The sequence below is a fragment of the Fulvimonas soli genome (assembly GCF_003148905.1).
GTDB classification, from domain to species: domain Bacteria; phylum Pseudomonadota; class Gammaproteobacteria; order Xanthomonadales; family Rhodanobacteraceae; genus Fulvimonas; species Fulvimonas soli.
This window is the reverse complement of sequence record NZ_QGHC01000005.1, coordinates 207,488-229,981: the sequence shown is the minus strand read 5'-3', so window position 1 is coordinate 229,981 and position 22,494 is coordinate 207,488. Positions and strand designations below refer to the sequence as shown.

General features: G+C 71.3%; 25 protein-coding genes and 1 tRNA gene. 4 read left to right on the top strand and 22 right to left on the bottom strand.

Annotated elements, in window-relative coordinates:
• Positions 1 to 97: 97 nt before the first annotated feature.
• A complete protein-coding gene (locus C7456_RS08280; RefSeq protein ID WP_109723274.1) occupies positions 98 to 853 on the bottom strand; it encodes a DsbC family protein in 756 nt (251 codons plus the stop codon).
• Positions 854 to 1,022: 169 nt separating this feature from the next.
• Positions 1,023 to 1,940, bottom strand: a complete 918-nt coding sequence (gene xerD, locus C7456_RS08275; protein WP_109723273.1) for a site-specific tyrosine recombinase XerD — start codon at positions 1,938 to 1,940, stop codon at positions 1,023 to 1,025.
• Positions 1,941 to 1,984: 44 nt separating this feature from the next.
• On the opposite strand from xerD, the gene C7456_RS08270 reads away from it, so the two are divergent.
• Both C7456_RS08270 and C7456_RS08265 read left to right on the top strand, forming a co-directional pair.
• Positions 1,985 to 2,473, top strand: a complete 489-nt coding sequence (locus C7456_RS08270; protein ID WP_109723272.1) for an RDD family protein — start codon at positions 1,985 to 1,987, stop codon at positions 2,471 to 2,473.
• 135 nt (positions 2,474 to 2,608) lie between these two features.
• Positions 2,609 to 3,862 (top strand): polyhydroxyalkanoate depolymerase, encoded by a 1,254-nt coding sequence (locus C7456_RS08265; protein ID WP_109723271.1) that lies wholly within the window; start codon positions 2,609 to 2,611, stop codon positions 3,860 to 3,862.
• 60 nt (positions 3,863 to 3,922) lie between these two features.
• On the opposite strand, the gene C7456_RS08260 is transcribed toward C7456_RS08265, so the two are convergent.
• Both C7456_RS08260 and ltaE read right to left on the bottom strand, forming a co-directional pair.
• Positions 3,923 to 4,918, bottom strand: coding sequence for a glycoside hydrolase family 43 protein (locus C7456_RS08260; protein WP_109723270.1), 996 nt, complete (start codon positions 4,916 to 4,918; stop codon positions 3,923 to 3,925).
• Positions 4,915 to 5,970, bottom strand: coding sequence for a low-specificity L-threonine aldolase (ltaE, locus tag C7456_RS08255; RefSeq protein WP_109723269.1), 1,056 nt, complete (start codon positions 5,968 to 5,970; stop codon positions 4,915 to 4,917). The genes C7456_RS08260 and ltaE overlap by 4 nt, the downstream gene beginning before the upstream one ends.
• A gap of 217 nt (positions 5,971 to 6,187) precedes the next feature.
• Here ltaE and C7456_RS08250 point away from each other — a divergent pair, with 217 nt between their 5' ends.
• On the top strand, positions 6,188 to 6,466 hold the full coding sequence (locus C7456_RS08250) for a type II toxin-antitoxin system RelE/ParE family toxin (RefSeq protein ID WP_109723268.1): 279 nt from the start codon (positions 6,188 to 6,190) through the stop codon (positions 6,464 to 6,466).
• A 9-nt stretch (positions 6,467 to 6,475) separates the two neighbouring features.
• A complete protein-coding gene (locus C7456_RS08245) occupies positions 6,476 to 6,772 on the top strand; it encodes a HigA family addiction module antitoxin (RefSeq protein WP_109723267.1) in 297 nt (98 codons plus the stop codon).
• A gap of 121 nt (positions 6,773 to 6,893) precedes the next feature.
• Here the strand turns inward: C7456_RS08245 and C7456_RS08240 are convergent.
• From C7456_RS08240 to aspS, 18 genes are all read right to left on the bottom strand, one after another.
• Positions 6,894 to 6,969, bottom strand: a tRNA-Lys gene (locus tag C7456_RS08240).
• 77 nt (positions 6,970 to 7,046) lie between these two features.
• Positions 7,047 to 7,304 carry a hypothetical protein gene (locus C7456_RS08235; RefSeq protein ID WP_109723266.1) on the bottom strand — a complete coding sequence of 86 codons (258 nt, stop codon included), beginning with the start codon at positions 7,302 to 7,304 and terminating at the stop codon, positions 7,047 to 7,049.
• Positions 7,305 to 7,451: 147 nt separating this feature from the next.
• Complete coding sequence (gene queC / locus C7456_RS08230) at positions 7,452 to 8,135, bottom strand: 7-cyano-7-deazaguanine synthase QueC (RefSeq protein ID WP_109723335.1); 684 nt, start codon at positions 8,133 to 8,135, stop codon at positions 7,452 to 7,454.
• Between the two features lie 204 nt (positions 8,136 to 8,339).
• Positions 8,340 to 9,032: a 7-carboxy-7-deazaguanine synthase QueE gene (gene queE / locus C7456_RS08225; protein ID WP_109723265.1), complete on the bottom strand. Its 693-nt coding sequence runs from the start codon at positions 9,030 to 9,032 to the stop codon at positions 8,340 to 8,342.
• A gap of 10 nt (positions 9,033 to 9,042) precedes the next feature.
• On the bottom strand, positions 9,043 to 9,837 hold the full coding sequence (gene ybgF / locus C7456_RS08220) for a tol-pal system protein YbgF (protein ID WP_484098151.1): 795 nt from the start codon (positions 9,835 to 9,837) through the stop codon (positions 9,043 to 9,045).
• Positions 9,838 to 9,902: 65 nt separating this feature from the next.
• Positions 9,903 to 10,409: a peptidoglycan-associated lipoprotein Pal gene (pal, locus tag C7456_RS08215; RefSeq protein WP_109723263.1), complete on the bottom strand. Its 507-nt coding sequence runs from the start codon at positions 10,407 to 10,409 to the stop codon at positions 9,903 to 9,905.
• A gap of 256 nt (positions 10,410 to 10,665) precedes the next feature.
• The gene (gene tolB, locus C7456_RS08210) at positions 10,666 to 11,994 is read right to left on the bottom strand and encodes a Tol-Pal system beta propeller repeat protein TolB (RefSeq protein WP_211306287.1); all 1,329 of its coding nucleotides are present in this window, start codon (positions 11,992 to 11,994) and stop codon (positions 10,666 to 10,668) included.
• Complete coding sequence (locus C7456_RS08205; RefSeq protein WP_109723262.1) at positions 11,991 to 12,932, bottom strand: cell envelope integrity TolA family protein; 942 nt, start codon at positions 12,930 to 12,932, stop codon at positions 11,991 to 11,993. Before C7456_RS08205 ends, tolB begins: the two co-directional genes overlap by 4 nt.
• Positions 12,919 to 13,368 (bottom strand): protein TolR, encoded by a 450-nt coding sequence (tolR, locus tag C7456_RS08200; RefSeq protein WP_109723261.1) that lies wholly within the window; start codon positions 13,366 to 13,368, stop codon positions 12,919 to 12,921. Before tolR ends, C7456_RS08205 begins: the two co-directional genes overlap by 14 nt.
• Before the next feature lie 15 nt (positions 13,369 to 13,383).
• Positions 13,384 to 14,070 (bottom strand): protein TolQ, encoded by a 687-nt coding sequence (gene tolQ, locus C7456_RS08195; RefSeq protein ID WP_109723260.1) that lies wholly within the window; start codon positions 14,068 to 14,070, stop codon positions 13,384 to 13,386.
• Positions 14,071 to 14,103: 33 nt separating this feature from the next.
• Positions 14,104 to 14,526 carry a tol-pal system-associated acyl-CoA thioesterase gene (ybgC, locus tag C7456_RS08190; RefSeq protein WP_109723259.1) on the bottom strand — a complete coding sequence of 141 codons (423 nt, stop codon included), beginning with the start codon at positions 14,524 to 14,526 and terminating at the stop codon, positions 14,104 to 14,106.
• A 97-nt stretch (positions 14,527 to 14,623) separates the two neighbouring features.
• A complete protein-coding gene (gene ruvB, locus C7456_RS08185; RefSeq protein ID WP_109723258.1) occupies positions 14,624 to 15,670 on the bottom strand; it encodes a Holliday junction branch migration DNA helicase RuvB in 1,047 nt (348 codons plus the stop codon).
• A gap of 212 nt (positions 15,671 to 15,882) precedes the next feature.
• The gene (locus tag C7456_RS08175; RefSeq protein ID WP_109723257.1) at positions 15,883 to 17,784 is read right to left on the bottom strand and encodes a potassium transporter Kup; all 1,902 of its coding nucleotides are present in this window, start codon (positions 17,782 to 17,784) and stop codon (positions 15,883 to 15,885) included.
• Between the two features lie 3 nt (positions 17,785 to 17,787).
• Positions 17,788 to 18,387, bottom strand: a complete 600-nt coding sequence (gene ruvA / locus C7456_RS08170; RefSeq protein WP_109723256.1) for a Holliday junction branch migration protein RuvA — start codon at positions 18,385 to 18,387, stop codon at positions 17,788 to 17,790.
• Positions 18,384 to 18,893 (bottom strand): crossover junction endodeoxyribonuclease RuvC, encoded by a 510-nt coding sequence (ruvC, locus tag C7456_RS08165; RefSeq protein WP_109723333.1) that lies wholly within the window; start codon positions 18,891 to 18,893, stop codon positions 18,384 to 18,386. Before ruvC ends, ruvA begins: the two co-directional genes overlap by 4 nt.
• Positions 18,894 to 19,057: 164 nt before the next feature.
• The gene (locus C7456_RS08160) at positions 19,058 to 19,777 is read right to left on the bottom strand and encodes a YebC/PmpR family DNA-binding transcriptional regulator (RefSeq protein WP_109723255.1); all 720 of its coding nucleotides are present in this window, start codon (positions 19,775 to 19,777) and stop codon (positions 19,058 to 19,060) included.
• A 98-nt stretch (positions 19,778 to 19,875) separates the two neighbouring features.
• Positions 19,876 to 20,505 carry an alpha/beta fold hydrolase gene (locus tag C7456_RS08155; protein WP_109723254.1) on the bottom strand — a complete coding sequence of 210 codons (630 nt, stop codon included), beginning with the start codon at positions 20,503 to 20,505 and terminating at the stop codon, positions 19,876 to 19,878.
• 164 nt (positions 20,506 to 20,669) lie between these two features.
• Positions 20,670 to 22,433: an aspartate--tRNA ligase gene (aspS, locus tag C7456_RS08150; RefSeq protein WP_109723253.1), complete on the bottom strand. Its 1,764-nt coding sequence runs from the start codon at positions 22,431 to 22,433 to the stop codon at positions 20,670 to 20,672.
• Between the last annotated feature and the right edge of the window lie 61 nt (positions 22,434 to 22,494).

The following is a 22,494-nucleotide window of genomic DNA, read 5'->3' as shown; positions in this document are numbered from 1 at the left end:
GCCGGGCCGGGCGCGGCCGGAACCGCCCGCCGGCACGGCAGACCGCCACCCGCGGCGGCGTGTCCCCCGCCCGCGGCGGCGGGGACACCCAGCGCGCTCAGCCGCCCGCCGAGGGGTCCTGCAGCAGGCGCAGCAGCTTGTCCGGCGGCACGAAGCCGCCGAGCACGCGGCCGTCCGGGGCGATCACCGTGGGCGTGCCGTCCACGCCCAGGCGCACGCCCAGGTTGAACTGGTCCTTCACGGGACTGGCGCAGCTGGCCGGCTTGGGCGCCTGGCCCTGCTTGGCCGCGGTGAAGGCCGCCTTGCGGTCGGCGGCGCACCACACCGAGACCATCTCGGTGTAGGTCGGCGTGTCGCGCCCGGAGGTGGTGGTGAGGCCCTCGCGCGGCCAGGCCAGGTACTCCACCGCGATGCCTTCCTTGTTGATCTCCGCGATGTGGGCGTGGAAGGCGCGGCAGTAGGCGCAGTTCACGTCGGTGAACACGGTGATCTTGTACTTGGGGTTGGGCGGCGCGAACACGATGCCCTGCCCCGGCGGCAGCTTGGCCAGCTCGGCCTTGCGGAACGCCGCCCAGGCGTCCTGGCTCACGTTCCTGCGCGAAGCCAGGTCCACCAGGTCGCCGTTGAGCATGTACTTGCCGTCGGCGCTGACGTAGACCAGGTGGCCGGAGGCGATCACCTGGTAGAAGCCCGGCAGCGGCGAGGGCGTCACCGCATCCACCTGCACGCCGGGCCCCAGCCCCTGCACCGCCTTGCGCACCGCCGCCACGGCGGCACTGTCGCCGCCGTCGGCCGCGCAGGCGGCGAGGGCGAACCCGCCGGCGAACAGCGCCGGCAACCATCTCTTCAGCATGTCGTTCTCGCATGCCGCGGCGGAGGGAGGGCCGCGGCGTCGGGCCGATTCTCGCACAGGCGGTCGGCGCGCTCGCGGAACGGGAGCCCACTGGCGCGGGTGGGCTGCCCGGAAGGAGCCGCCTCGCGGCCGGAGGCCGCTTGCCGCCACGGCGCCGCCGCCACGCCACTCAACCGCGCGGATGATGCTGCGCATGCAGCCGCTTCAGCCCCTCCCTCGCCACCAGCGTGTAGATCTGCGTGGTGCTGAGCGCGCTGTGCCCCAGCAGCATCTGCAGCGCGCGCAGGTCGGCGCCGTGGTTGAGCAGGTGGGTGGCGAAGGAATGCCGCAGCACGTGCGGCGAGATGCGCCTGGACTGGATGCCCGCCTGCAGCGCGTAGCGCTTCACCAGCGTCCAGAACATCTGCCGGGTCATCCCCCCGCCGCGCCGGCTGAGGAACAGCGCCGCCGGCTGGTGCCCCTTCGCCAGCGCCGGGCGCGCCTGCGCGAGGTAGGCGGACAGGTGCTCCAGCGCCACCTCGCCCACCGGCACCAGACGGTCCTTGCCACCCTTGCCGGTGACGCGCAGCACGCCCTGGCGCGCGTTGAGCGCGGCCAGCGGCAGCTCCACCAGCTCGGACACGCGCAGGCCCGAGGCGTACATCAGCTCCAGCATCGCGCGGTCGCGCAGTCCCAGCACGGTGGAGGTGTCCGGCGCGTTGAGCAGGCCCTCGATCTCGCGCTCGGCCAGCGCCTTGGGCAGGCTGCGCGGCGTCTTCGGCCGCTCGACCAGCAGGGTCGGGTCCTCCAGCCCCGGCTGCTGCCGCGCGCGCCAGCCGTAGTAGCGGCGAAACGCCGACTGCCGCCGCGCCAGCGAGCGCACCGCCACCCTCGCCGCGCCGTGGAAGGCCGACAGGTCCTCGCGCCGCGCCTCGCCCAGCGTGCGCCCGCGCGCGGACAGCCAGCGCGCCAGCGCCTCCAGGTCGCGGCGGTAGGCGTCGAGGGTGCGCGCGGACAGGCCGTCCTCCGACCACACGCCGTCGAGGAAGGCGGCGATGCTGCGGCGGTCGGCTTCGGCGATACTGGCGGGATGTTCTTCTTCCTGCATGCCGCGATGCTGGCCAAAAGCGCGCGCCGTGCGCAAGGCCGCCGATGACCGGACCCGATTACGCCCCGCTGTGGCGCCGCCTGCTGGCGCTCGTCTACGACCTGCTCGCCGTGCTGGCGATCGTGATGGTGGTGGGCCTGGCCTGCCAGCTCGCCACCGGCGGCCGGCTGATCGCCACCGGCGCGCGCACCGAGATCGCCTGGTGGTACCAGCCCCTGCAGGGGCTGGTGGTGGGCGGCTATTTCCTGCTCTCGTGGCTGCGCGGCGGGCAGACGCTGGGGATGCGGCCCTGGCGCATCCGCGTGACCGCGGCCGGCGGCGGCGCGGTGGCGCCGTACCGGGGCCTGCTGCGCCTGCTGGCGGCGGCGCTGCCGCTGCTGCTGCTCGCGCCGGCGCCGCGCTGGGGCATGGCCGCGTCCGGCTGGGCCATGCTGGCGGCGTGGGCGCTGTGGTTCGCGCCGGCGCTGCTCGACCCGCGCCGGCGCGCGCTGCACGACCTCCTCGCCGGCACCGAGGTGCGCCGCACCGGCTGAGCCGCGGCGCACCGCGCCGTCCCATCGGGCGTGCGCAAGCGCTTGATCCTTCTCGCAACCACTTTTGTGGCGTCGCAGCACGGCCGGGCCAAACCGGCTATCATGGCCGCTTCCGCAACCGCGACCGGTCGGCCCATGCTCTACCAGATCCACGAGTGGCAGCGCTCCTTCATGGGACCGCTCAGCTATTTCGCCCAGGCCAGCGCGAGGATGCTCAGCGAGCCGGGCAGCGTGCTCGCGCAGCTGCCGGGCGCGCAGCGCATGGCCGCCGGCTACGAGCTGATGTACCGCCTGGGCAAGGCCTACGAGAAGCCCGAGTTCGGCATCCACAGCATCGAGGCGCACGGCCATACCATCGCCATCGTCGAGAGGACCGCGCTGGAGCTGCCGTTCTGCCGGCTCAAGCGCTTCAAGCGCTTCAGCGACGACCCGGCCACCATCGAGCGGATGAAGGACGAGCCGGTGGTGCTGGTGGTGGCGCCGCTGTCCGGCCACCACGCCACGCTGCTGCGCGACACCGTGCGCACCCTGCTGCGCGACCACAAGGTCTACATCACCGACTGGGTGGACGCGCGCATGGTGCCGGCGGAGGCCGGCCCGTTCCACCTGGACGACTACGTCGCCTACGTCGAGCAGTTCATCCGCCACATCGGCGCCGGGCGCCTGCACGTGATCTCGGTGTGCCAGCCGACCGTGCCGGTGCTGGCCGCGGTGTCGCTGATGGCCGCGCGCGGCGAGCCGACGCCGCGCTCGCTGACCATGATGGGCGGCCCGATCGACCCGCGCCGCAGCCCCACCAGCGTCAACAACCTGGCCACCACGCAGCCGCTGGCCTGGTTCCGCGCCAACCTGATCCACACCGTGCCGATGAACTACCCCGGCCACGGGCGGCAGGTGTACCCGGGCTTCCTGCAGCACGCCGGCTTCGTGGCGATGAATCCCGGCCGCCACCTGACCTCGCACTGGGACTACTACCTCAACCTGCTGCGCGGCGACCTGGACGACGCCGAGGCGCACCGCAAGTTCTACGACGAGTACAACGCCGTGCTGGACATGCCGGCCGAGTACTACCTGGACACCATCGGCACGGTGTTCCAGCAGTGCCTGCTGCCGCGCGGCCTGTGGGACGTGGACGGCGAACGCGTGAAGCCGGCGGCGATCTGGGACAGCGCCCTGCTCACCATCGAGGGCGAGCTGGACGACATCTCCGGCCTGGGCCAGACCGAGGCCGCGCACGACCTGTGCAGCGGCATCCCGGCCGACCGCCGCGAGCACCGCGTGATCGAGGGCGCCGGCCACTACGGCATCTTCAGCGGGCGGCGCTGGCGCGAGACGGTCTACCCGCAGGTGCGCGACTTCATCCGGCGCTTCGACAAGCCCGCCGGCTGACCCGCGGCGGACGCCCCGCCCGTCTCGCGCGCGACAAGCCCGGCGCGGTTGCGCCGGCACTCAATCCAGCGGGTGGGCCGGGACGCCCTCGCGGGTGATCCTCACCGGGCGGATGAAGCCGCGCGCGTCGAACTCCAGCCGGTCGATGCACACCACGCGGTGGTTGGCCGCCGTCTCGCCGCGCGGCCGGCGGTGGTAGACGATGTACCACGCGCCGTCGGGCGCGTGCAGCAGCGAATGGTGGCCCGCGCCGGTGGCGATCGCCGGGTCCTGCTGCAGGATCTTGCCGATCCGCTTGAACGGCCCCAGCGGCGAGTCGGCGATGGCGTAGGCGACCGAGTAGTCCGGCCCGGTCCAGCCGCCCTCCGACCACATCAGGTAGTACCTGCCGCCGCGCCGGAACATCATCGGCCCCTCGACGTAGTGCTCGGGCGTGATCTCCTTGAACACCTCGCCGTCGGCGAAGGGCTCGAAGCCGGTGAAGTCGTCCTTCAGGCGCGCGATGTTGGCGTGGCCCCAGCCGCCGTAGACCAGGTAGTACCGCCCGTCGTCGTCGCGGAACACCGACTGGTCGATCGGCTGCGCCCCGTGGTGGAAGGCGCCCACCAGCGGCCGCCCGAGCAGGTCGCGGAACGGTCCCTGCGGCCGGTCCGCCACCGCCACGCCGATGCCGCCCACCTCGCGGTCGCCGTGGATGTCGTTGGCGGAGAAGAACAGGTAGTACTTGCCGTCCTTGGCCACGATGGCCGGCGCCCACAGCGCGCGCCTGGCCCAGGCCACGTCGCGCGCGTCGAGCACGTGCGGGTGCCTGGTCCAGCGGACCAGGTCCGGCGAGGAGAACGCATCGAAGAACAGCTGCCTGTCGTAGGCGTCGGAATAGGTCGGATAGATCCAGTACTCCCTGCCGAAGATCGCCGCCTCGGGATCGGCGTACCAGCCGGGGAACACCGGGTTGCCGGCGTGGGCGCGCGCCGCCGGCGCGCGGTCCGCCGCCGTGGCCGCAACGGCCGCCAGCAGCACGGCGGCACCGAGCAGAAAGCCTGCGAGCCGCCTCATCGCCCGCTTCCCGCAGCGGAGGCATCGTTGGCGGCCGGCGCGCCGAAGAAGCGGCGGAACGCCGCGATGGTGCGCTCGATGCCCGCGTCGTCCACGTCCAGGTGCGTGACCAGCCGCAGCGTGGGCAGGTAGCCGATGCTGATGCGGATGCGCGCCTCGCGCAGGTGGGCGTCCAGCTCGCGCAGCCGCGCCGCCGGCACGTCCACGAACACCATGTTGGTGTGCCGGCCCAGCAGGGCGACGCCGGGGATCGCGCCCAGCCCTTCCGCCAGCCGCGCCGCGCGCGCGTGGTCCTCGGCCAGCCGCTCGACGTGGTGGTCCAGCGCGTACAGGCCCGCCGCGGCCAGGATGCCGGCCTGGCGCCAGCCGCCGCCGGCGACCTTGCGCCAGCGCCGGGCCTTCTCGATCAGCGGCGCGCTGCCGGCCAGCACCGAGCCCACCGGCGCGCCCAGGCCCTTGGACAGGCACAGCGACACGCTGTCGAAGTGCCGCGCGATCGCCCGCGCCGACACCCCCGAGGCCACCGCCGCGTTGTACAGCCGCGCGCCGTCCAGGTGCAGCGCGAGGCCGCGCTCGCGCGCGAAGTCGTGCGCGGCGCGCAGGTAGTCCAGCGGCAGCACGCGGCCGTGCCAGGTGTTCTCCAGCGCCAGCAGGCGCGTGCGCGCGAAGTGCGGGTCGACCGGCTTCACCGCCGCGGCCAGCGCCTCCAGCGGCAGCGTGCCGTCGGCGGCGTGCGGGATCGGTTGCGGCTGGATCGAGCCGAGCACCGCCGCGCCGCCGCCCTCGAACTTGTAGGTGTGCGCATCCGCGCCGACCAGGTACTCGTCGCCGCGCTCGCAATGGCTCAGCAGCGCCAGCAGGTTGGACTGCGTGCCGCTGGGCACGAACAGCGCCGCCTCGAAGCCCAGCTCCCCGGCCACGCGCTCCTGCAGCGCGTTGACCGTGGGGTCCTCGCCGTAGACGTCGTCGCCGACCTCCGCCGCCAGCATCGCCTCGCGCATCGCGCGGGTCGGCCGCGTCACCGTGTCGCTGCGCAGATCCACCCAGTCCATGCCGCCACTCTCGCCGGGGAAGGCCGCCAGCTTAGCGCAGCCGCGCGCCGCCGCCCGCGGTGCCGATCCGATGGGCCATTCCGGCCGCCGGATCGGCGGGCATTTCATCGCGCATGTCCAGAACGGGGCTCATCGCCGCCTCGCTTCGGCAACTCAGGAGGCGATCGACGACCGGCACTCCTGTCTTGTATCGTTCATCGATATGCGATGAAAGGCTATGAGCAAGTCCTTCGCCAGCAAGGACACGGAAGCCCTGTTCAAGGGCGTACCCCGTGCGCCGCTGGATCAACATCGAAGACCCGCCCGCCGGAAGCCGGAATATCTGAACGCGGCGCACGCGATCGACGACCTTCGCGTCCCGCCGGGCAACCGGCTGGAAGCCCTCAGGGGCAACCGTGCCGGACAGCACAGCATGCGCATCAACGACCAGTTCCGCGTCTGCTTCGTCTGGAAAGACGGCCACGCCTACGACGTCGGAATCACCGACTATCACTGAGGAACGAACATGGCCCGCCCTCCGCTCCGCCCGGTCCATCCCGGCGAAATCCTCGCCGAAGAATTCATGAAGCCGATGGAGCTTTCCTCGAATGCGCTGGCCCGCGCCATCGGCGTCACCCCTGCGCGGGTGAACGAGATCGTCAATGGCAAGCGCGGCATCACCGCCGACACGGCCCTGCGCCTGTCGCGCTACTTCGGCACGACAGCGGACGTGTGGATGAACCTGCAGGCGCGCTTCGACCTTGAAACCGCGAAACGCGAGCTGGCCGAAACGCTGAAGCACATCCAGCCGCGCGCAGGCTGAACCCGAGATACGGGCGATCGGGAACGGCCAAGGAAATCGGCCAGGGCCACGCGGTGGGCGCTCGCGGTCCTGGCCGGATACTCGCAAGGCGAGAAAAAGCCTTGGAGCGATGCGATGAAGATGGTGGGTCGTGTGAGACTCGAACTCACGACCAACGGATTAAAAGTCCGCTGCTCTACCGACTGAGCTAACGACCCGCTCGACAAAGCGGGTCATTTTATCGATTCGCTCGGCGATGGCACAAGCAAGCCGTCGCCGGAATACGACGCGATGCTCATCCCGTGGCCGCGGCGGGCAATGCCGCGCGCCATCCCTCGGCACCGACCGGCAGGGGCGCGGGACGGCCGCGGCTCCAGTCCGCGGCGCAGGCGGGACAGGCGGTGCGGCCGCTGCCGCCGCAGATCCCGCACAGGTCCCACACGGTGCGCGCGCCGTGCGGGTCGCGCGTCAGGCCGCGCCCGCGGCAATTCGGGCAGTCGATCTCGTGCACCTCGCGGCACACGCTGCAGGCCTTGAACCAGGCAACGGACACGGCGGCTCTCCTTGGCAGTCGGGCGACGGCTGCCATTGGAGTGGAAGGCGGGCCGCCGCGATGCAGCGAATCGGCAGGCGCCTGCGCAAAACCGGCACGGCGGTGCGCAAATACGGCAGGCGGCCGCCCGCCGGCCGGGGCGCCGGGTCAGGCGTAGCGCGTGGGATCGGGCAGCCCGGCGGCGCGGAAGCCTTCCGCGCGCAGGCGGCAGGCGTCGCAATGGCCGCAGGCGCGGCCCTCGGCGTCGGCCTGGTAGCAGCTCACCGTGGCGGCGAAGTCCACGCCCAGGCGCGCGCCCTCGCGCGCGATGTCGGCCTTGCTCATGCGCATCAGCGGCGCGTGGATGCGGATGCCCGCGCCTTCCACGCCGGCCTTGGTGGCCACGTTGGCCAGCCGCTCGAACGCCTCGACGAAGGCCGGGCGGCAGTCGGGATAGCCGGAGTAGTCCACCGCGTTGACGCCGCACCAGATGTCGGCGGAGCCGAGCACCTCGGCCCAGCCCAGCGCGATCGACAGCATGATGGTGTTGCGCGCGGGCACGTAGGTGACGGGGATGCCCTGCCCCGCGCCGTCCAGCGGCACGTCGATGTCGGCGGTGAGCGCCGAGCCGCCGATGCTGCGCAGGTCCACCCGCACCGTCTTGTGCTCGGCGGCGCCGAGCATGCGCGCCACCCGCGCGGCGGCGTCCAGCTCGGAGTCGTGGCGCTGGCCGTAGGCCACGCTCAGCGCGTGCACGGCATAGCCCTGCTCGCGCGCGATGGCGATGGTGACGGCCGAGTCCATGCCGCCGGAGACGAGCACGACGGCCTTGCGGGGAGAAGTTTCGGACATGGGTTTCATCCACTGAAGTACGGCCGGTCACCGGCCGGGAAAGCGCTTGCGGCGGCACAGGCCACAGCGCATGCAACTTGGGAGCGAGGGAAGATGAGTGAGAAGCGAGAGTTCGTGCTGCGTTGCTTTCCCGCCTCCCGCGCGCTTCTCTGCGCCGGGCAGGCTTTTCTCTCACTTCTCACTCCTCTCCACTCACTCCTCGCTTCACCTTCCCTGCGCGTCGTTCCACAGCAGCTTGTGCAGCTGCAGCTGGAAGCGCACCGGCAGGCGATCCTCGAGGATCCACTCGGCCAGCGCGCGCGGCTCCACCGCGCCGTGCACCGGCGAGAACAGCACCGTGCAGCGGCGGTCCAGGCCATGCTCGGCCACGACCTGGCGCGCCCACTCGTAGTCACCGCGGCCGGCGATCACGATCTTCACCTGGTCGTGCGGCAGCAGGTGGTCGAGGTTGGACCACAGGTTGCGCTTCTCCTCGCCGGAACCGGGGGCCTTGAGGTCCACCACCTTGCGCACGCGCGGGTCGACCGCGGCCACGTCGAGCGCGCCGGAGGTCTCCAGCGACACCTCGTAGCCGGCGTCGCACAGGCGCCGGAGCAGGACCAGGCAGCGCTTCTGCGCCAGCGGCTCGCCGCCGGTGACGCAGACGTGGCGCGCGCCGTGGCCGGCCACCTCGGCGAGGATGTCCTCGATCGCGCGCCACTCGCCGCCGTGGAAGGCATACTCGGTGTCGCACCACACGCAGCGCAGCGGGCAGCCGGTGAGGCGCACGAACACGGTGGGCCAGCCGATCGCGTCGGCCTCGCCCTGGATCGAGTGGAAGATCTCGGTGATGCGCAGCCGCCCGGCCACGGCCGGAGCCGACGTGGCCGGCGCCACGGTGGCGTCGCTGCCGCCCATCGCCGCGGCCTCAGTTGGCCGACTGCTGCAGCCGGCGCAGGCGTTCCTGCGCCAGGCTGGCCGCCTTGGTGCCGGGGTACTTGCTCAGCACCGACTGCAGGCTGGCCCTGCCGGCGTCGGTCTGCTTGAGCTCGAGCTGGCTGTAGCCGAGCTTGAGCAGCGCGTCGGGCGCCTTCTCGCTCTGCGGGAACTGCGCCAGCAGCCGCTGGAAGGCCTCCTGGGCCACCTGGTAGTTCATCGTCACGTAGTACGACTCGCCCAGCCAGTACCAGGCGTTGGGCGCCAGCGAGCTGTTGGGGTACTGCTGGATGAAGCCGCGGAAGCCGCGCGAGGCGCCCACGTAGTCGCCGCCGCGCAGCGCCTTGAAGGCGGCGTCGTAGGCGGCCTGCTCGCCGGCGGCCGGCGCGGGCGCCTTGCCGGCGGCCGGGGCCGCCGTGGCGGGCGCTGCCGTAGCGGCGGGCGCGGGCGCGGCGGCGGCCGGCGGCGCGCTGCCCGCGGCGGCCGGCTGGGCGACGGAGCCCGCGGCGGCGGGATGGGCGGCGCTGCCGCCGCCCTCCAGACGTCCGATCCGCGAATCCAGATCGACGTACTGGGCCTTGTTCTTGTCCTGGAGCTCCTGCAGCTGGTGCTGCAGCTCCTCGATCTGTCCCTGCATCTGCTGCAGCTGGGACTGCAGCGCCTGCACCTGGTTGACCAGGCCGGTGCCGCCCTGGCTTTGGCTCTGCGCCTGCTGCTCCAGCCGCGCGACGCGCTCGGCCAGGCTGAGCCGCGTATCCTGCGCGAGCGCCGGAAGCGCAAACAGCATGGCGAGCGCGAACGCGCCCGCCATGCCGCCACTGGCCTTCAAGTTGTCAGCCAGCCGTCGCTTCATCACTTCGCCGTGTAGATGATCTCGACGCGGCGGTTCTTGCTCCAGCAGTCCTCGTTGTGCTCGCGGCACACCGGCTTCTCCTTGCCGTAGGAGACCACGTTGAGCTGGCTGGCCGAGCCGCCGTTGGCCTGCAGGGCGCTGGACACGGCGTTGCCGCGGCGCTCGCCCAGGCCGAGGTTGTACTCGCGGGTGCCGCGCTCGTCGGTGTTGCCTTCCAGGCGGATCTGCGCCATCGGGCGATCCTGCAGGTACTTGGCGTGGCACGCCATGATCTGCTGGAACTCCGGCTTGATCTCGTCCTTGTCGAAGTCGAAGTACACGACGCGCTGGCGCAGGCAGGCGTCGGTATCGAGGTCGGCCGGGGTGTACTTGCCGGTTTCCGGCGCCGGCTGGGTCACCGGAGCCTGCTCCGGGGCCTGCTGCGGCTTGACTTCCTGCTTCTTCGAACATGCGGCCGCGCCAACGCAGAGCAGGGCGACCAGGGCGACGCGTGCGGTCTTATTCATGGTGACGTTCCTTCAAACGGGTTAGTTCCGACAGTCAATGACGATTGCGGTTTGGGACAGTAATCGCCGGTGGTTCCGGCTGTTGTTTTTACAACTTCGATGAAACCGTCAGCGGCAAGCGGACCTGCACCATGTACGACCGGCGCAGGCCGACATCGCCCTGACCGACAACCGGACGGGAACGCCGGGCGCTCCCGCCGGTCCCGTCCTTGAGTTTTCCGCGCCGCCCCGCTTGCGCGGCGCGGCGCGGAGGAAATCAGCGTTGCCGATACGGACCCCAGGCAGGCTCGCGCACGTCGCCGTCGGACAGGACGAGGCGCTGGCGCACCATGCCGTCGGCCGAGACGGCATAGAGCACCCCGCGGCGCCCTTCCGTGGCGGCGTACAGCAGCATGCTGGCGTTCGGCGCGAAGCTCGGGGATTCGTCAATCGGGCCGGGGGAGAGGTAGCGCACCTGCCCGCCCAGACTGAGATCCATGACCGCAATACGATACACGTTCCCGTTGCCCTGCACCATGGCAATCTGCTTGCCGTCGTAGCTGACGCTGGCGTTGGCGTTGTTCTGGCCCTGGAAGCTGACCCGGGTCGGCGCGCCGCCGCCGGCCGGCATCTGGTAGATCTGCGGCCGGCCGGAGCGGTCGGAGGTGAAGTAGATGCCTTGCCCGTCCGGCGACCAGACCGGCTCGGTGTCGATCGACAGGCTGTTGGTCAGGCGGGTCTCCTGGCGGCTGGCCAGGTCGAGCACGAAGATCTCCGGGTTGCCCACGTAGGACAGGGCCAGCGCCAGCTTGCGGCCGTCCGGCGACCAGGCCGGGGCGCCGTTGATCCCGCGCGGGTGCGAGGCGACCAGCTGGCGCGAGCCGGTGGTGATGTCCTGCACGTAGATCTGCGAGTTGCCGCTCTCGAAGGAGACGTAGGCGATCTTGCGGCCGTCCGGCGACCAGGCCGGCGACAGCAGCGACTCGCGCGACTTGGCGACCACCTGCGGGTTGTAGCCGTCGGAGTCGGCCACGATCAGCGAGTAGGTGGTGTTGTTGCCCAGGCCCACCGCGGTGATGTAGGCGATGCGGGTCCAGAACGCGCCGCGCACGCCGGTGATCTTCTCGTAGATGGCGTCGGCGATCTGGTGCGCCACGCCGCGCAGGTCGCCCACCGGCGCCGGCGGCATCGCCTGGTTGAGCAGGCTCTGCTGCTTGTTGACGTCCCACAGCTCGTACTGGACCTGCACCATGCCGTTGCCGGCGTCGTTGACGCGGCCGACCACGATGTAGTCCTGCTTGAGCAGGCGCCAGGTGGCGAACTTGATCTCCGCGCCGCGCGAGGGCGTCTCGACGATCTCGCTCTTGGCCAGCGAGCGGAACTTGCCGGAGCGGTTGAAGTCGTTGCGCATCACCTCGGCGACGTCGGTGGGCAGCGGCGCGCCGGTCTGGGCGAACGGCACCACGGCGATCGGGGTGGCGGTCTTCAGGCCGCCGGTGATCTGCACGTTGAGCGCCTGGCCGGCGGCGGGCCCGGCGACGAAGGCGGCAAGACAGAGCAGCAGCAGGGCGAAAAGCGGTCGGTTTCGGCGCATGGGCTTGATCATCGCGGTGTGAAGGTGAAGTCGATGTCGCGGCGGAACACGCTCTCGAAGCCCTTGTACGGCAAGGGCTGGGCGCGCAGGACGGCATTCTCGACCGAGCGCTTGCCCGCCTCGTCGTAGGGGCAGTTCGCATCGACCTTGGCGCTCATCACGTCGCCGCCCGGCAGCTGCACGATGTGCACCACGCACGAAACGTCCGGCATGTTATCGGGCCGCAGCCAGTTCTGCGTGACCGCGTTCTGAATCGCCGCGATGTACTGGCCGAGCAGGCCGCTGTCCGGGCCGTTGGTGCCGCTCTGCCGCTGCGCGGCCGGCGGCAGGTCGGGCAGGCCGTCGTCCTTGGCGTTTTCCAGGTCCTTCATCTGCTGCAGGGCCTGCTTGGCCCTGCTGTCCAGCTTCTTGGTCTGCGCCGCCGCCTTGTCCATCTGGGCGAACAGCTCGTCGATCTTCTTCTTTTCCTCTTCCTTCTGCTTGGCCGCCTGGGCGTCCAGCTCGGCCTGGCGCTGGCGCTGCTTCTCCTCCTGCTCGCGCTTGGCGTCCTCGGCCTTCTGCAGGGCGTCGGCGACCACCTTCTCCTGGTCCTGCACGTCCGGGTGCTCCGGCGGCGGCGGCAGGGTCTTGATCTTGGGGGCCTCGGTGGGCGGGGTCGGCGGCGGCACCGCGGGGGGCGGCGGCACGGTGTCCGGCTGCGGCCTGGCCTTCACCGCCTTGGGCGGCGGCGCGCCGGTGGGGCCGACCAGGGTGGCCTCGATGATCTGGCCGGGCAGCTCCAGCGGCTTGGCGCAGGCGATCGGGTTCCACGCCGCCGGCAGGTGCAGCGCCGCGAAGATGCTCTCGTAGAACGAGCACGGCACGATCGCCAGCGCCAGGAAGCCGACGATGCCAAGGTGCAGGACGGCCGAGAGGAAGACCGCCCAGGGCGTGCCCTTACTTTCGCGCATCGGACGGGCTCGTCCCCTGCGGCTGGCTCATCAGGCCGACCTTGGCCACGCCGGCCTGCTGCAGCTCGGCCAGCACCTGGTAGACGCCGTCGTACTTGCCCTCGCGGTCGCCGGCCACCAGCACGCTGACCTCCGGGTTGGCCTTGACGAAGGCGCCGACCTTGGCCTTGAGCGCCTCGGCGTCGATCGGCTCCTTCTTCGAGCCCTCCATGGTCAGGTACAGGCTGCCGTCGGCGGCGACCGAGACGATCACCGGGTTCTTCTTGTCCTGCATCGACTTGGCCTGCGCCTGCGGCAGGTTGACGTCCACGTTGGCGTTGAGCATCGGCGCGGTGACCATGAAGATGATCAGCAGCACCAGCATCACGTCGATGTACGGGACGACGTTGATCTCGGACTTGAGCTTGAGGCGCTTGTGGCGCGCGGAGGTACGCATGGCGGTCCCCTCCGGTCAGCGCGCGTCGTCGGTCTGGATCTGCCGCTGCAGCACGGAGGAGAACTCCTCCTGGAACACCTCGTAGCGGGAGGCGACGCGCTCGACCTTGTTGGCGAAGCGGTTGTAGGCCCACACCGCCGGGATCGCGGCGAACAGGCCCATGGCGGTGGCGATCAGCGCCTCGGAGATGTGCGGGGCGACCACCGCGATGGTGACGTCCTTCATCTCGCCCAGGCCCTGGAACGCGCCCATGATGCCCCACACGGTGCCGAACAGGCCGACGTAGGGGCTGATCGAGCCGACGTTGGCGAGGAACTCCAGGTTGCGCTCCAGCAGGCCGATCTCGCGCGTGCCGGCCACGCGCATGGCGCGCTCGGTGCCCTCCATCACGACGCGCAGGTCGTGCACCTTGCGCTGGCGCTGGCGGGCGAACTCGCGGAAGCCGGACTCGAAGATGGTCTCCATGCCGCCGTTGTCGGCGCCGCGCCCGCTCACCTCGCGGAACAGGCCGGCCAGGTCGCCGCCGGACCAGAAGCGCTCCTCGAACGCCTCGGCGTTCTCCATCGCCGCCTTCATCTGCGAGTACTTGCGGATGATGATGACCCAGGACAGGAAGGAGAACACCAGCAGCAGGAGCATCACCAGCTGCACCGGCAGGCTCGCTTCCGCGACCAGCTTGAAAATGTTCAGTCCACCGCTCATGGCTTGGGGGTACTCCGCCGAAATTGTCGTCTGTCAGGGGTCGCGGCCGGGCAGGGCCTCGTCGGGGATCCGCGCCGGCGCCATGCGGTGGAGGTCCACGCAGGCCACGCGCACCCGCGCGCGGATCAGCTCCGTGCCGTCGGCCCGGCGGATCGATTGGCCGAAGAGGATACTGGCAGCGCGCCGTTCTTGGACTTCCACCGTCACGATCAGTTCATCGTCCAGCAGGGCGGCCTTGAGGAAGTCGATCTCCATCGAGCGCACCATGAAGGCCAGCCCGGTGCGCTCGCGCAGCGCGGACTGGTCGACCCCGCCGGCGCGCAGCCACTCGGTGCGGGCGCGCTCCAGGAAGCGCAGGTAGCTGGCGTGGTAGACCACGCCGCCGGCGTCGGTGTCCTCCCAGTAGACGCGGACGGGCCAGGCGAAGGGAGCTTGGTCGGGAGCGGCGGGGGACATGGGCGGGGGCGGGGGCGGGCGCGAGTGGGGAGAAGTGAGTGAAGAGGAGTGAGAGGCTGGCGGGGTGGATTTTCTCTCACTTCCCTCTCCTCTTCACTCACTCCCCGGCCTCGGGGCCGAACAGATCCGCAGGCACTCCCTGCCGGGGCGGCGGCGCCAGGCCCAGGTGGCGCCAGGCCTTGGGCGCGGCCATGCGGCCGCGCGCGGTGCGCACCAGGAAGCCCTGCTGGATCAGGTAGGGCTCGACCACGTCCTCCAGCGTGCCGCGGTCCTCGCTGAGCGCGGCGGCCAGCGACTCCACGCCCACCGGGCCGCCGTCGAAGCTCTCGATGATGGTGGCCAGCATGCGGCGGTCGAGGTCGTCGAAGCCCTCGGCGTCCACCTTGAGCATGTCCATCGCCGCCCGCGCGGCGGCGCGGTCGATGCGCCCGCCGGCGCGCACCTCGGCGTAGTCGCGCACCCGGCGCAGCAGGCGGTTGGCGATGCGCGGGGTGCCGCGCGAGCGGCGCGCGATCTCGGCCGCGCCCTCGGCCTCGCAGTCGATGCCCAGGATGCGCGCCGAGCGGCGCACGATCGCGGCCAGCTCCTCGGGCGTGTAGAACTCCAGCCGCTGCACGATGCCGAAACGGTCGCGCAGGGGCGCGGTGAGCAGGCCGGCGCGGGTGGTGGCGCCGATCAGGGTGAACGGCGGCAGGTCCAGCTTGATCGAGCGCGCGGCCGGGCCCTCGCCGATCATGATGTCGATCTGGAAGTCCTCCATCGCCGGGTAGAGCACTTCCTCCACCACCGGCGACAGGCGGTGGATCTCGTCCACGAACAGCACGTCGTTCGCTTCCAGGTTGGTCAGCAGCGCGGCGAGGTCGCCGGCGCGCTCCAGCACCGGGCCGGAGGTGGAGCGGAGGTTCACCCCGAGCTCGTTGGCGATGACGTGGCTGAGCGTGGTCTTGCCCAGCCCCGGCGGGCCGAAGATCAGCACGTGGTCGAGCGCGCCGCCGCGCCGGCGGGCCGCCTCGATGTAGATCGACAGCTGCTCGCGCACCGCCTGCTGGCCCAGGTACTCGGCCAGCCGCTTGGGCCGGATGGTGGCCTCCAGCGCCTCGTCGTCGAGCTGGGCGGCGGGGGTGATGATGCGCGCTTCGGTCATGGGGGGATTATGGCCGAGCGGGGCGGGGAACGGGGAACGGGGAACGGGGAACGGGGAACGGGGAACGGGGAACGGGGAACGGGGAACGGGGAACGGGGAACGGGGAACGGGGAACGGGGAGAGCCTGGCACGCCTTGCCGATATCCACTACAACCGGATCGCCGGCACCTGCACGTTCCCCGCTCCCCGTTCCCCGCTCCCGCTCCTACCCATCAGATCTCCACCTGCGCCCCCAGCTCGATCAGCCGATTGCCGGGAATCTGGAAGAACGCCGTGGCCGGCAGCGCGTTGCGCGCCAGGAAGGCGAACAGCTTGTCGCGCCACAGCGCCATGCCGGGGCGGCGCGCGTCGGCCACGATGGTCTCGCGCGAGAGGAAGAAGGTGGTGTCCATCATGTCGAAGGCGATCCCCTCGCGCGCGCACTGCGACATCGCCAGCGGCACGTTCGGGTCCTCGGCGAAGCCGAAGCGCAGCGCCAGGCCGTAGAACTCGCCGTCCATGCGGGTGATCTCGATGCGTTCCTCGGCCTCGGCCAGCGGCGTCTCCAGCACCTCCACCGTCAGCAGCACGTTGCGCTCGTGCAGCACCTTGTTGTGCTTGAGGTTGTGCAGCAGCGCGTGCGGCACGGCGTTCTGGTTGGCGGTGAGGAACACCGCGGTGCCCGGCACGCGCAGCGGCGGGTGCTCGGCGATGCTGGCGATGAACGGCTCCAGCGCCAGCCCGCCCTGCTTGATCTCGCGCATCACCAGCTCGCGGCCGCGGCGCCAGGTTGTCATCACGATGAAGATCACCACGCCCAGCACCAGCGGGAACCAGCCGCCGTGGGCGATCTTCAGCGCGTTGGCGCCGAAGTAGGACAGGTCCAGCGCCATCAGCAGGATGCCCACCGGCACCACCACCAGCCAGTTCCAGCGCCACATGCGGCGCGCCACCACCAGCGCCAGCAGGGTGGTCATGGTCATCGTGCCGGTCACCGCGATGCCGTAGGCCGCGCCCAGGTTGTCCGAGCTGCGGAAGCCGAGCACCGCGCCGACCACCAGCACCAGCAGCATGCGGTTCACCCACGGCACGAAGATCTGCCCGGACATCTCGCGCGAGGTGTGCACCACCGCCATGCGCGGCGAGTAGCCCAGCGACATCGCCTCGCGGGTCATCGAGAAGGCGCCTGAGATCACCGCCTGCGAGGCGATCACCGCCGCCGCGGTGGCCAGCGCCACCATCGGGTAGAGCAGCGCCTCGGGCACCAGCAGGTAGAACGGGCTGTCGATCGCCGCCGGGTTGCGCAGCAGCAGCGCGCCCTGGCCGAAGTAGTTGAACAGCAGCGCCGGCAGCACGAAGCAGAACCACGCCACGCGGATCGGCTTCTTGCCGAAGTGACCCATGTCGGCGTACAGCGCCTCCGCGCCGGTCAGCGCCAGCACCACGCCACCCAGCGCGATGAACGAGGTGTGCCCGTGGCTGACGAAGAAGCGCACCGCGTAGGCCGGATTGGCCGCGTACAGCACCTGCGGGTGCTGCACGATCTGGCGCGCGCCGAGCACCGCCAGCACCAGGAACCACAGCGTCATCACCGGCGCGAACGCCTTGCCCACCGCGTGCGTGCCGTGCCGCTGCAGGGCGAACATGCCGGCCAGGATCACCAGCGCGATCAGCACCACGAAGCGGCCCAGCGACGGCGCCGCCACTTCCAGGCCCTCCACCGCGCCGAGCACCGAGATCGCCGGGGTGATCACGCCGTCGCCGTAGAACAGCGCGGCGCCGAAGATGCCGAACAGGCCGAGCACCCAGCGCGCGCGCGCCAGCCCGCCCATCGAGCGCTGCGTCAGCGCCATCAGCGCCATGATGCCGCCCTCGCCCTTGTTGTCCGCGCGCATCACGAAGGTGACGTACTTGAGCGACACCACGATGATCAGCGACCACAGGATCAGCGACAGCACGCCCAGCACCGCCGGCGGCGTGGGCGACATGCCATGCGTGCCGAGGGTCTCCTTCATGGTGTACAGCGGGCTGGTGCCGATGTCGCCGAACACCACGCCGATGGCGCCCAGCGCCAGCTTCGCCACGCGGCGGCGCGAGTCGGCGGCGCCACCGCCCTGCAGGTGTGCGTGTCCCACCGCTCAGCTCCCGAGTGCGGCGCGCAGCGCCTTGCGGATGATGGCCTCGGCGCTGTCGCCGTCGGCGGCGACCTTCTGCACCAGCCGCGCCACCTCGGCCGGCTTGTAGCCGAGCTGCTGCAGGGCCACGGTGGCCTCGCCGGCCGGGTCGAGCGGCGCGCCCGCGGCGGCCGGCGCGCCCGGCAGGCTGGCGCCGCCCGGGCCCTCCACGCGGTCGCGCAGCTCCACCACGATGCGCTCGGCGGTCTTCTTGCCGATGCCGGGGATCTTGGTCAGCGCCGCCACGTCGCCGGCCTGCACCAGCCGCGCGAAGTGGTCGACCGACACGCCCGACAGCACCGCCAGCGCGATCTTCGCGCCGATGCCGGACACCTTCTGCAGGTTGCGGAACAGCGCGCGCTCGGCCTCGTGCAGGAAGCCGTACAGCGCGGCGCTGTCCTCCTTCACCGCGTAGTGGGTGAGCAGGGTCACTTCCTTGCCGGTGGGCGGCAGGTCGTAGATGGTGGACATCGGCGCCTCCAGCTCGTAGCCGACGCCGCCCACGTCCACCAGCAGCCACGGCGGCTGCTTGGAGACCAGGATGCCGCGCAGCCGGCCGATCATCGCCGCCTCCAGGCCGCGCGCGGGATGCCCACGCGCGCCAGGCTGGCACGGGTGTGCGCGTGCGCCACCGCGATCGCCAGCGCGTCGGCGGCGTCCGCCTGCAGCGGCCCCTTGAGGCCGAGCAGCACGCCGACCATGTGCTGGACCTGGTTCTTGTCGCCGCGGCCGCTGCCGACCACCGCCTGCTTGACTTCCGTTGCCGCGTACTCGTGCACCGCGATCCCCTGGCTGACCACCGCACAGATCGCGGCGCCCCTCGCCTGCCCAAGTTTCAGGGCCGAGTCCGCGTTGCGCGCCATGAACACGCGCTCCACCGCGCACTCGGTCGGCCGATGGGCGGCGATGATGTCACTCAATTCGTCAAAAATGCGTTTCAGGCGCAGCGGGAAGCTGGCCTCCCCGGCCACCGCCAGCGCGCCGTGGAACACGTGCGCCAGCCGCCCGGCGGCATCGACGTCGACGATGCCCACGCCGGTGCGCTGGCTGCCCGGATCGATGCCGAGGATGCGGACTTTCCGGGACTCGGGACCCGGGACTCGGGACTCGGCAGAGCGACTCCCCGCGAGTACATCGTTTTGCGGGCCGATGGAGCCGGGGACTCCGGCGCTGGCGGGAGACTGCCTTTTCGAGTCCCGAGTCCCGGGTCCCGAGTCCCGGCAAGCCCAGGCTTTCACGGCAGCAGGGCGTTGTGGTAGACCTCGCTGACGTCGTCCAGCGCGTCGAGGCGCTCGAGCAGGTCGGTGAGGTCCTCCAGCGCCTCGGCGGGCACCGCGACGCGGTTGTTCGGGCGCATCACCACGCCGGCGTGCAGCGCGTCGAGGCCGGCGTCGATCAGCGCCTGCTGCACCGCCTCGAAATTCTCCGGCGCGCACAGCACGGTGCTCTCGCCGCCCTCGTTGACCACGTCGTCGGCGCCGGCCTCCAGTGCCGCCTCCAGCACCTTCTCCTCGGCCGCCTCGTCGCCGCCGGTGGCGAACACCAGCTCGCCGCAGCGGGTGAACTGGAAGGCCACCGAGCCGGAGGTGCCGAGGTTGCCGCCGTGCTTGGTCAGCGCGTGGCGCACGTCGGCCACGGTGCGGGTCGGGTTGTCGGTGAAGCACTCGATGATCAGCGCCACGCCGCCCGGGCCGTAGCCCTCGTAGCGCAGCTCCTCCATCTTGGCGCCGCCGTCGGCGCCGGAGCCGCGCTTGATCGCGCGCTCGATGGTGTCCTTGCTCATGTTGGCCGCCAGCGCCTTGTCCACCGCCGCGCGCAGGCGCGGGTTCAGGGCCGGGTCGGGCACGCCGGCGCGGGTGGCGACGGTGATCTCGCGGATCAGCTTGGTGAACACCTTGGCGCGCTTGGCGTCTTCGGCGTTCTTGCGGCCTTCGATGGACGGACCTCTACCCATGGCGGTTCCCGGTGCAGCTGGCGGTGAAAGACAAGCGGCGAAGTCTACCGCAAGTGGCCCGCCGCGCCGCGGGCGCCCTGCGGCGGCCTGCCGCAGGGTCAGGCCGCCGGCGCGAAGCGTCCGGTGCGCAGGAAGCGCACCACCAGCGCCGCCACCTCGGCGGAGACCAGCAGGCCGGTGTGGCTGGTTTCGACCACGCAGTGGTCGGCCAGGCCCGGCAGCAGGGTCTCGGCGACCGCCACGGTGCCGTCGTGCTCGCCCTCGATCTGCCCCACCACGGCGCCCAGGCCCAGCGGCATGCGGCCGGCGATCACGCCGACCTCGCGCGGGCCGGCCCAGCGCTCGAAGCCCTGCTCCAGCAGCGCGCGGTTGTGGCCGAGCAGCATCTCGCCGCCGCGCCCCAGCCGGGCGAAGGCGCGCGCCGCGGTGCTGCCCTTGAGCGGCGAGCCCAGGCAGACGATGCGCCCCGGCGGCAGCTCCGCGGCGCCGAGGCAGGCGCGCAGCGCGAGCAGGCCGCCCAGGCTGTGCCCGACCAGGTGCACCGGCCCGGGCGCGCAGTCGGCGATGCGCGCGGCCAGGCGCTTGAGGATGTGCTCCTGCGTCGCCGCCACGCTCATGTAGTCGAAGCGGTGCACGCGGTAGCCCTCGGCCATCAGCCGCCGGTGCAGCAGGCCCAGCGCGAAGCCGCGCATCCACAGGCCGTGCAGCAGGATCACATGTTCGGTCATCGGTTCGCGCGCTTCGCCGTTACTCCCTCTCCCCTCCGGGGAGAGGGCTGGGGTGAGGGGCCAACCTGGCGACACCCTGCATCGGAACCGGCTTCGAACCGGCCCCGGCGCAGGAGCGCCTCCTCACCTCGCTCCTCTCCCCAAATGGGGAGAGGAGGCAAAAATCAGTCTTCCGCGGCCGCCACCGCCACGTGCAGCTCCTTCAGCTGCGCCTCGCCCACCGGCGAGGGCGCGTCGGTCATCAGGTCCTGCGCGCTGGTGGTCTTGGGGAAGGCGATCACGTCGCGGATCGACTCGGTGCCGGCCATCAGCGCCGCGATGCGGTCGATGCCGAAGGCCAGGCCGCCGTGCGGCGGCGCGCCGAACTTCAGCGCCTTGAGCAGGAAGCCGAACTTCGCCTCGGCCTCCTCCGGCCCGATGCCGAGCAGCTCGAACACCGCGCTCTGCATCTCCGGCCGGTGGATGCGGATCGAGCCGCCGCCGATCTCGTTGCCGTTGAGCACCATGTCGTAGCCGCGGCTCACCGCGATGGCGGCGTTGGCCTTCAGGTCGTCGATGTCGTCCACCTTGGGCGCGGTGAACGGGTGGTGCAGGGCGACGTAGCGCCTTTCCTCCTCGTCGTATTCGAACATCGGGAAGTCGGTGACCCACAGCGGCTTCCAGGCGTTCTGCACCAGCCCGCGGTCCTTGCCGACCTTCAGGCGCAGCGCGCCCATGAAGTCGGTGACCGTCTTCCACTTGCCGGCGCCGACGAACACGATGTCGCCGGACCGCGCGCCGGCGGCCCCGAGCAGCGCCGACAGCGCCGCGTCGTCGAGGAACTTCGCCACCGGCGAGCTGACGCCCTCGCGGCCCTTGGCGAGGTCGTCCACCTTGATCCAGGCCAGACCCCTGGCGCCGTACTTGGCGACGTACTCGGCCAGGCCGTCGATCTCCTTGCGGCTCATGCCGGCGCCGTCGGGCACGCGCAGCGCGGCGACGCGGCCGGCCGGGTCGCTGGCGGGCTCGGCGAACACCTTGAACTCCACGCCCTTCACCGCCTCGGCCACGTCCGCCAGCTCCAGCGCGATGCGCAGGTCCGGCTTGTCCGAGCCGAAACGGCGCATCGCCTCCTCCCAGGTCATGCGCGGGAAGGGATCCTCCAGCTCGACGTCGACCACTTCCTTGAACACGTGGCGGATCAGGCCCTCCACGAAGTCCTGCACGTCCTTCTCCTCGACGAAGGCGAACTCCAGGTCGAGCTGGGTGAACTCCGGCTGGCGGTCGGCGCGCAGGTCCTCGTCGCGGAAGCAGCGGGCGATCTGGTAGTAGCGGTCGAAGCCCGCCATCATCAGGATCTGCTTGAACAGCTGCGGCGACTGCGGCAGCGCGTAGAACTGGCCCGGATGCACGCGGCTGGGCACCAGGTAGTCGCGCGCGCCCTCCGGCGTGGCCTTGGTGAGGATCGGCGTCTCCACGTCCTGGAAGCCGCGCGCGTCGAGGTAGCGGCGCAGCGCCTGCACCAGCCTGATGCGCGTGCGGATCATCCGCTGCATCTCCGGGCGGCGCAGGTCGAGGTAGCGGTAGGTCATCCGCAGGTCCTCGTTGGGGTTCTCGTGCAGCGCGAACGGCAGGTCGCGCGCGGCGTTGAGCACCTGCACCGTGTCGGCCAGCAGCTCCACCGTGCCGGTGCGCAGCTTGTCGTTGGCCGCCAGGCGCCTGCGGACGGTGCCGGTGACCCTCAGGCAGTACTCGTAGCCGACCTCGCCGGCCACCGCGAAGGCGGCGGCGTTGTCGCGCTCGACCACCACCTGGGCGATGCCCTCGTGGTCGCGCAGGTCGATGAAGGCGACGTGGCTCTGCAGGCGGAGGGTGTTGACCCAGCCGCACAGGGTGACGGTCTGGCCGGCCAGCGACTCGTCGATGAGGCCGCAGTAGTGCGTGCGCATGCGAAAGGGACTCCGGGCCGCGGGCGCGGCTGAAAGCGTAGAAAAGTCCGGAATGTTAGCA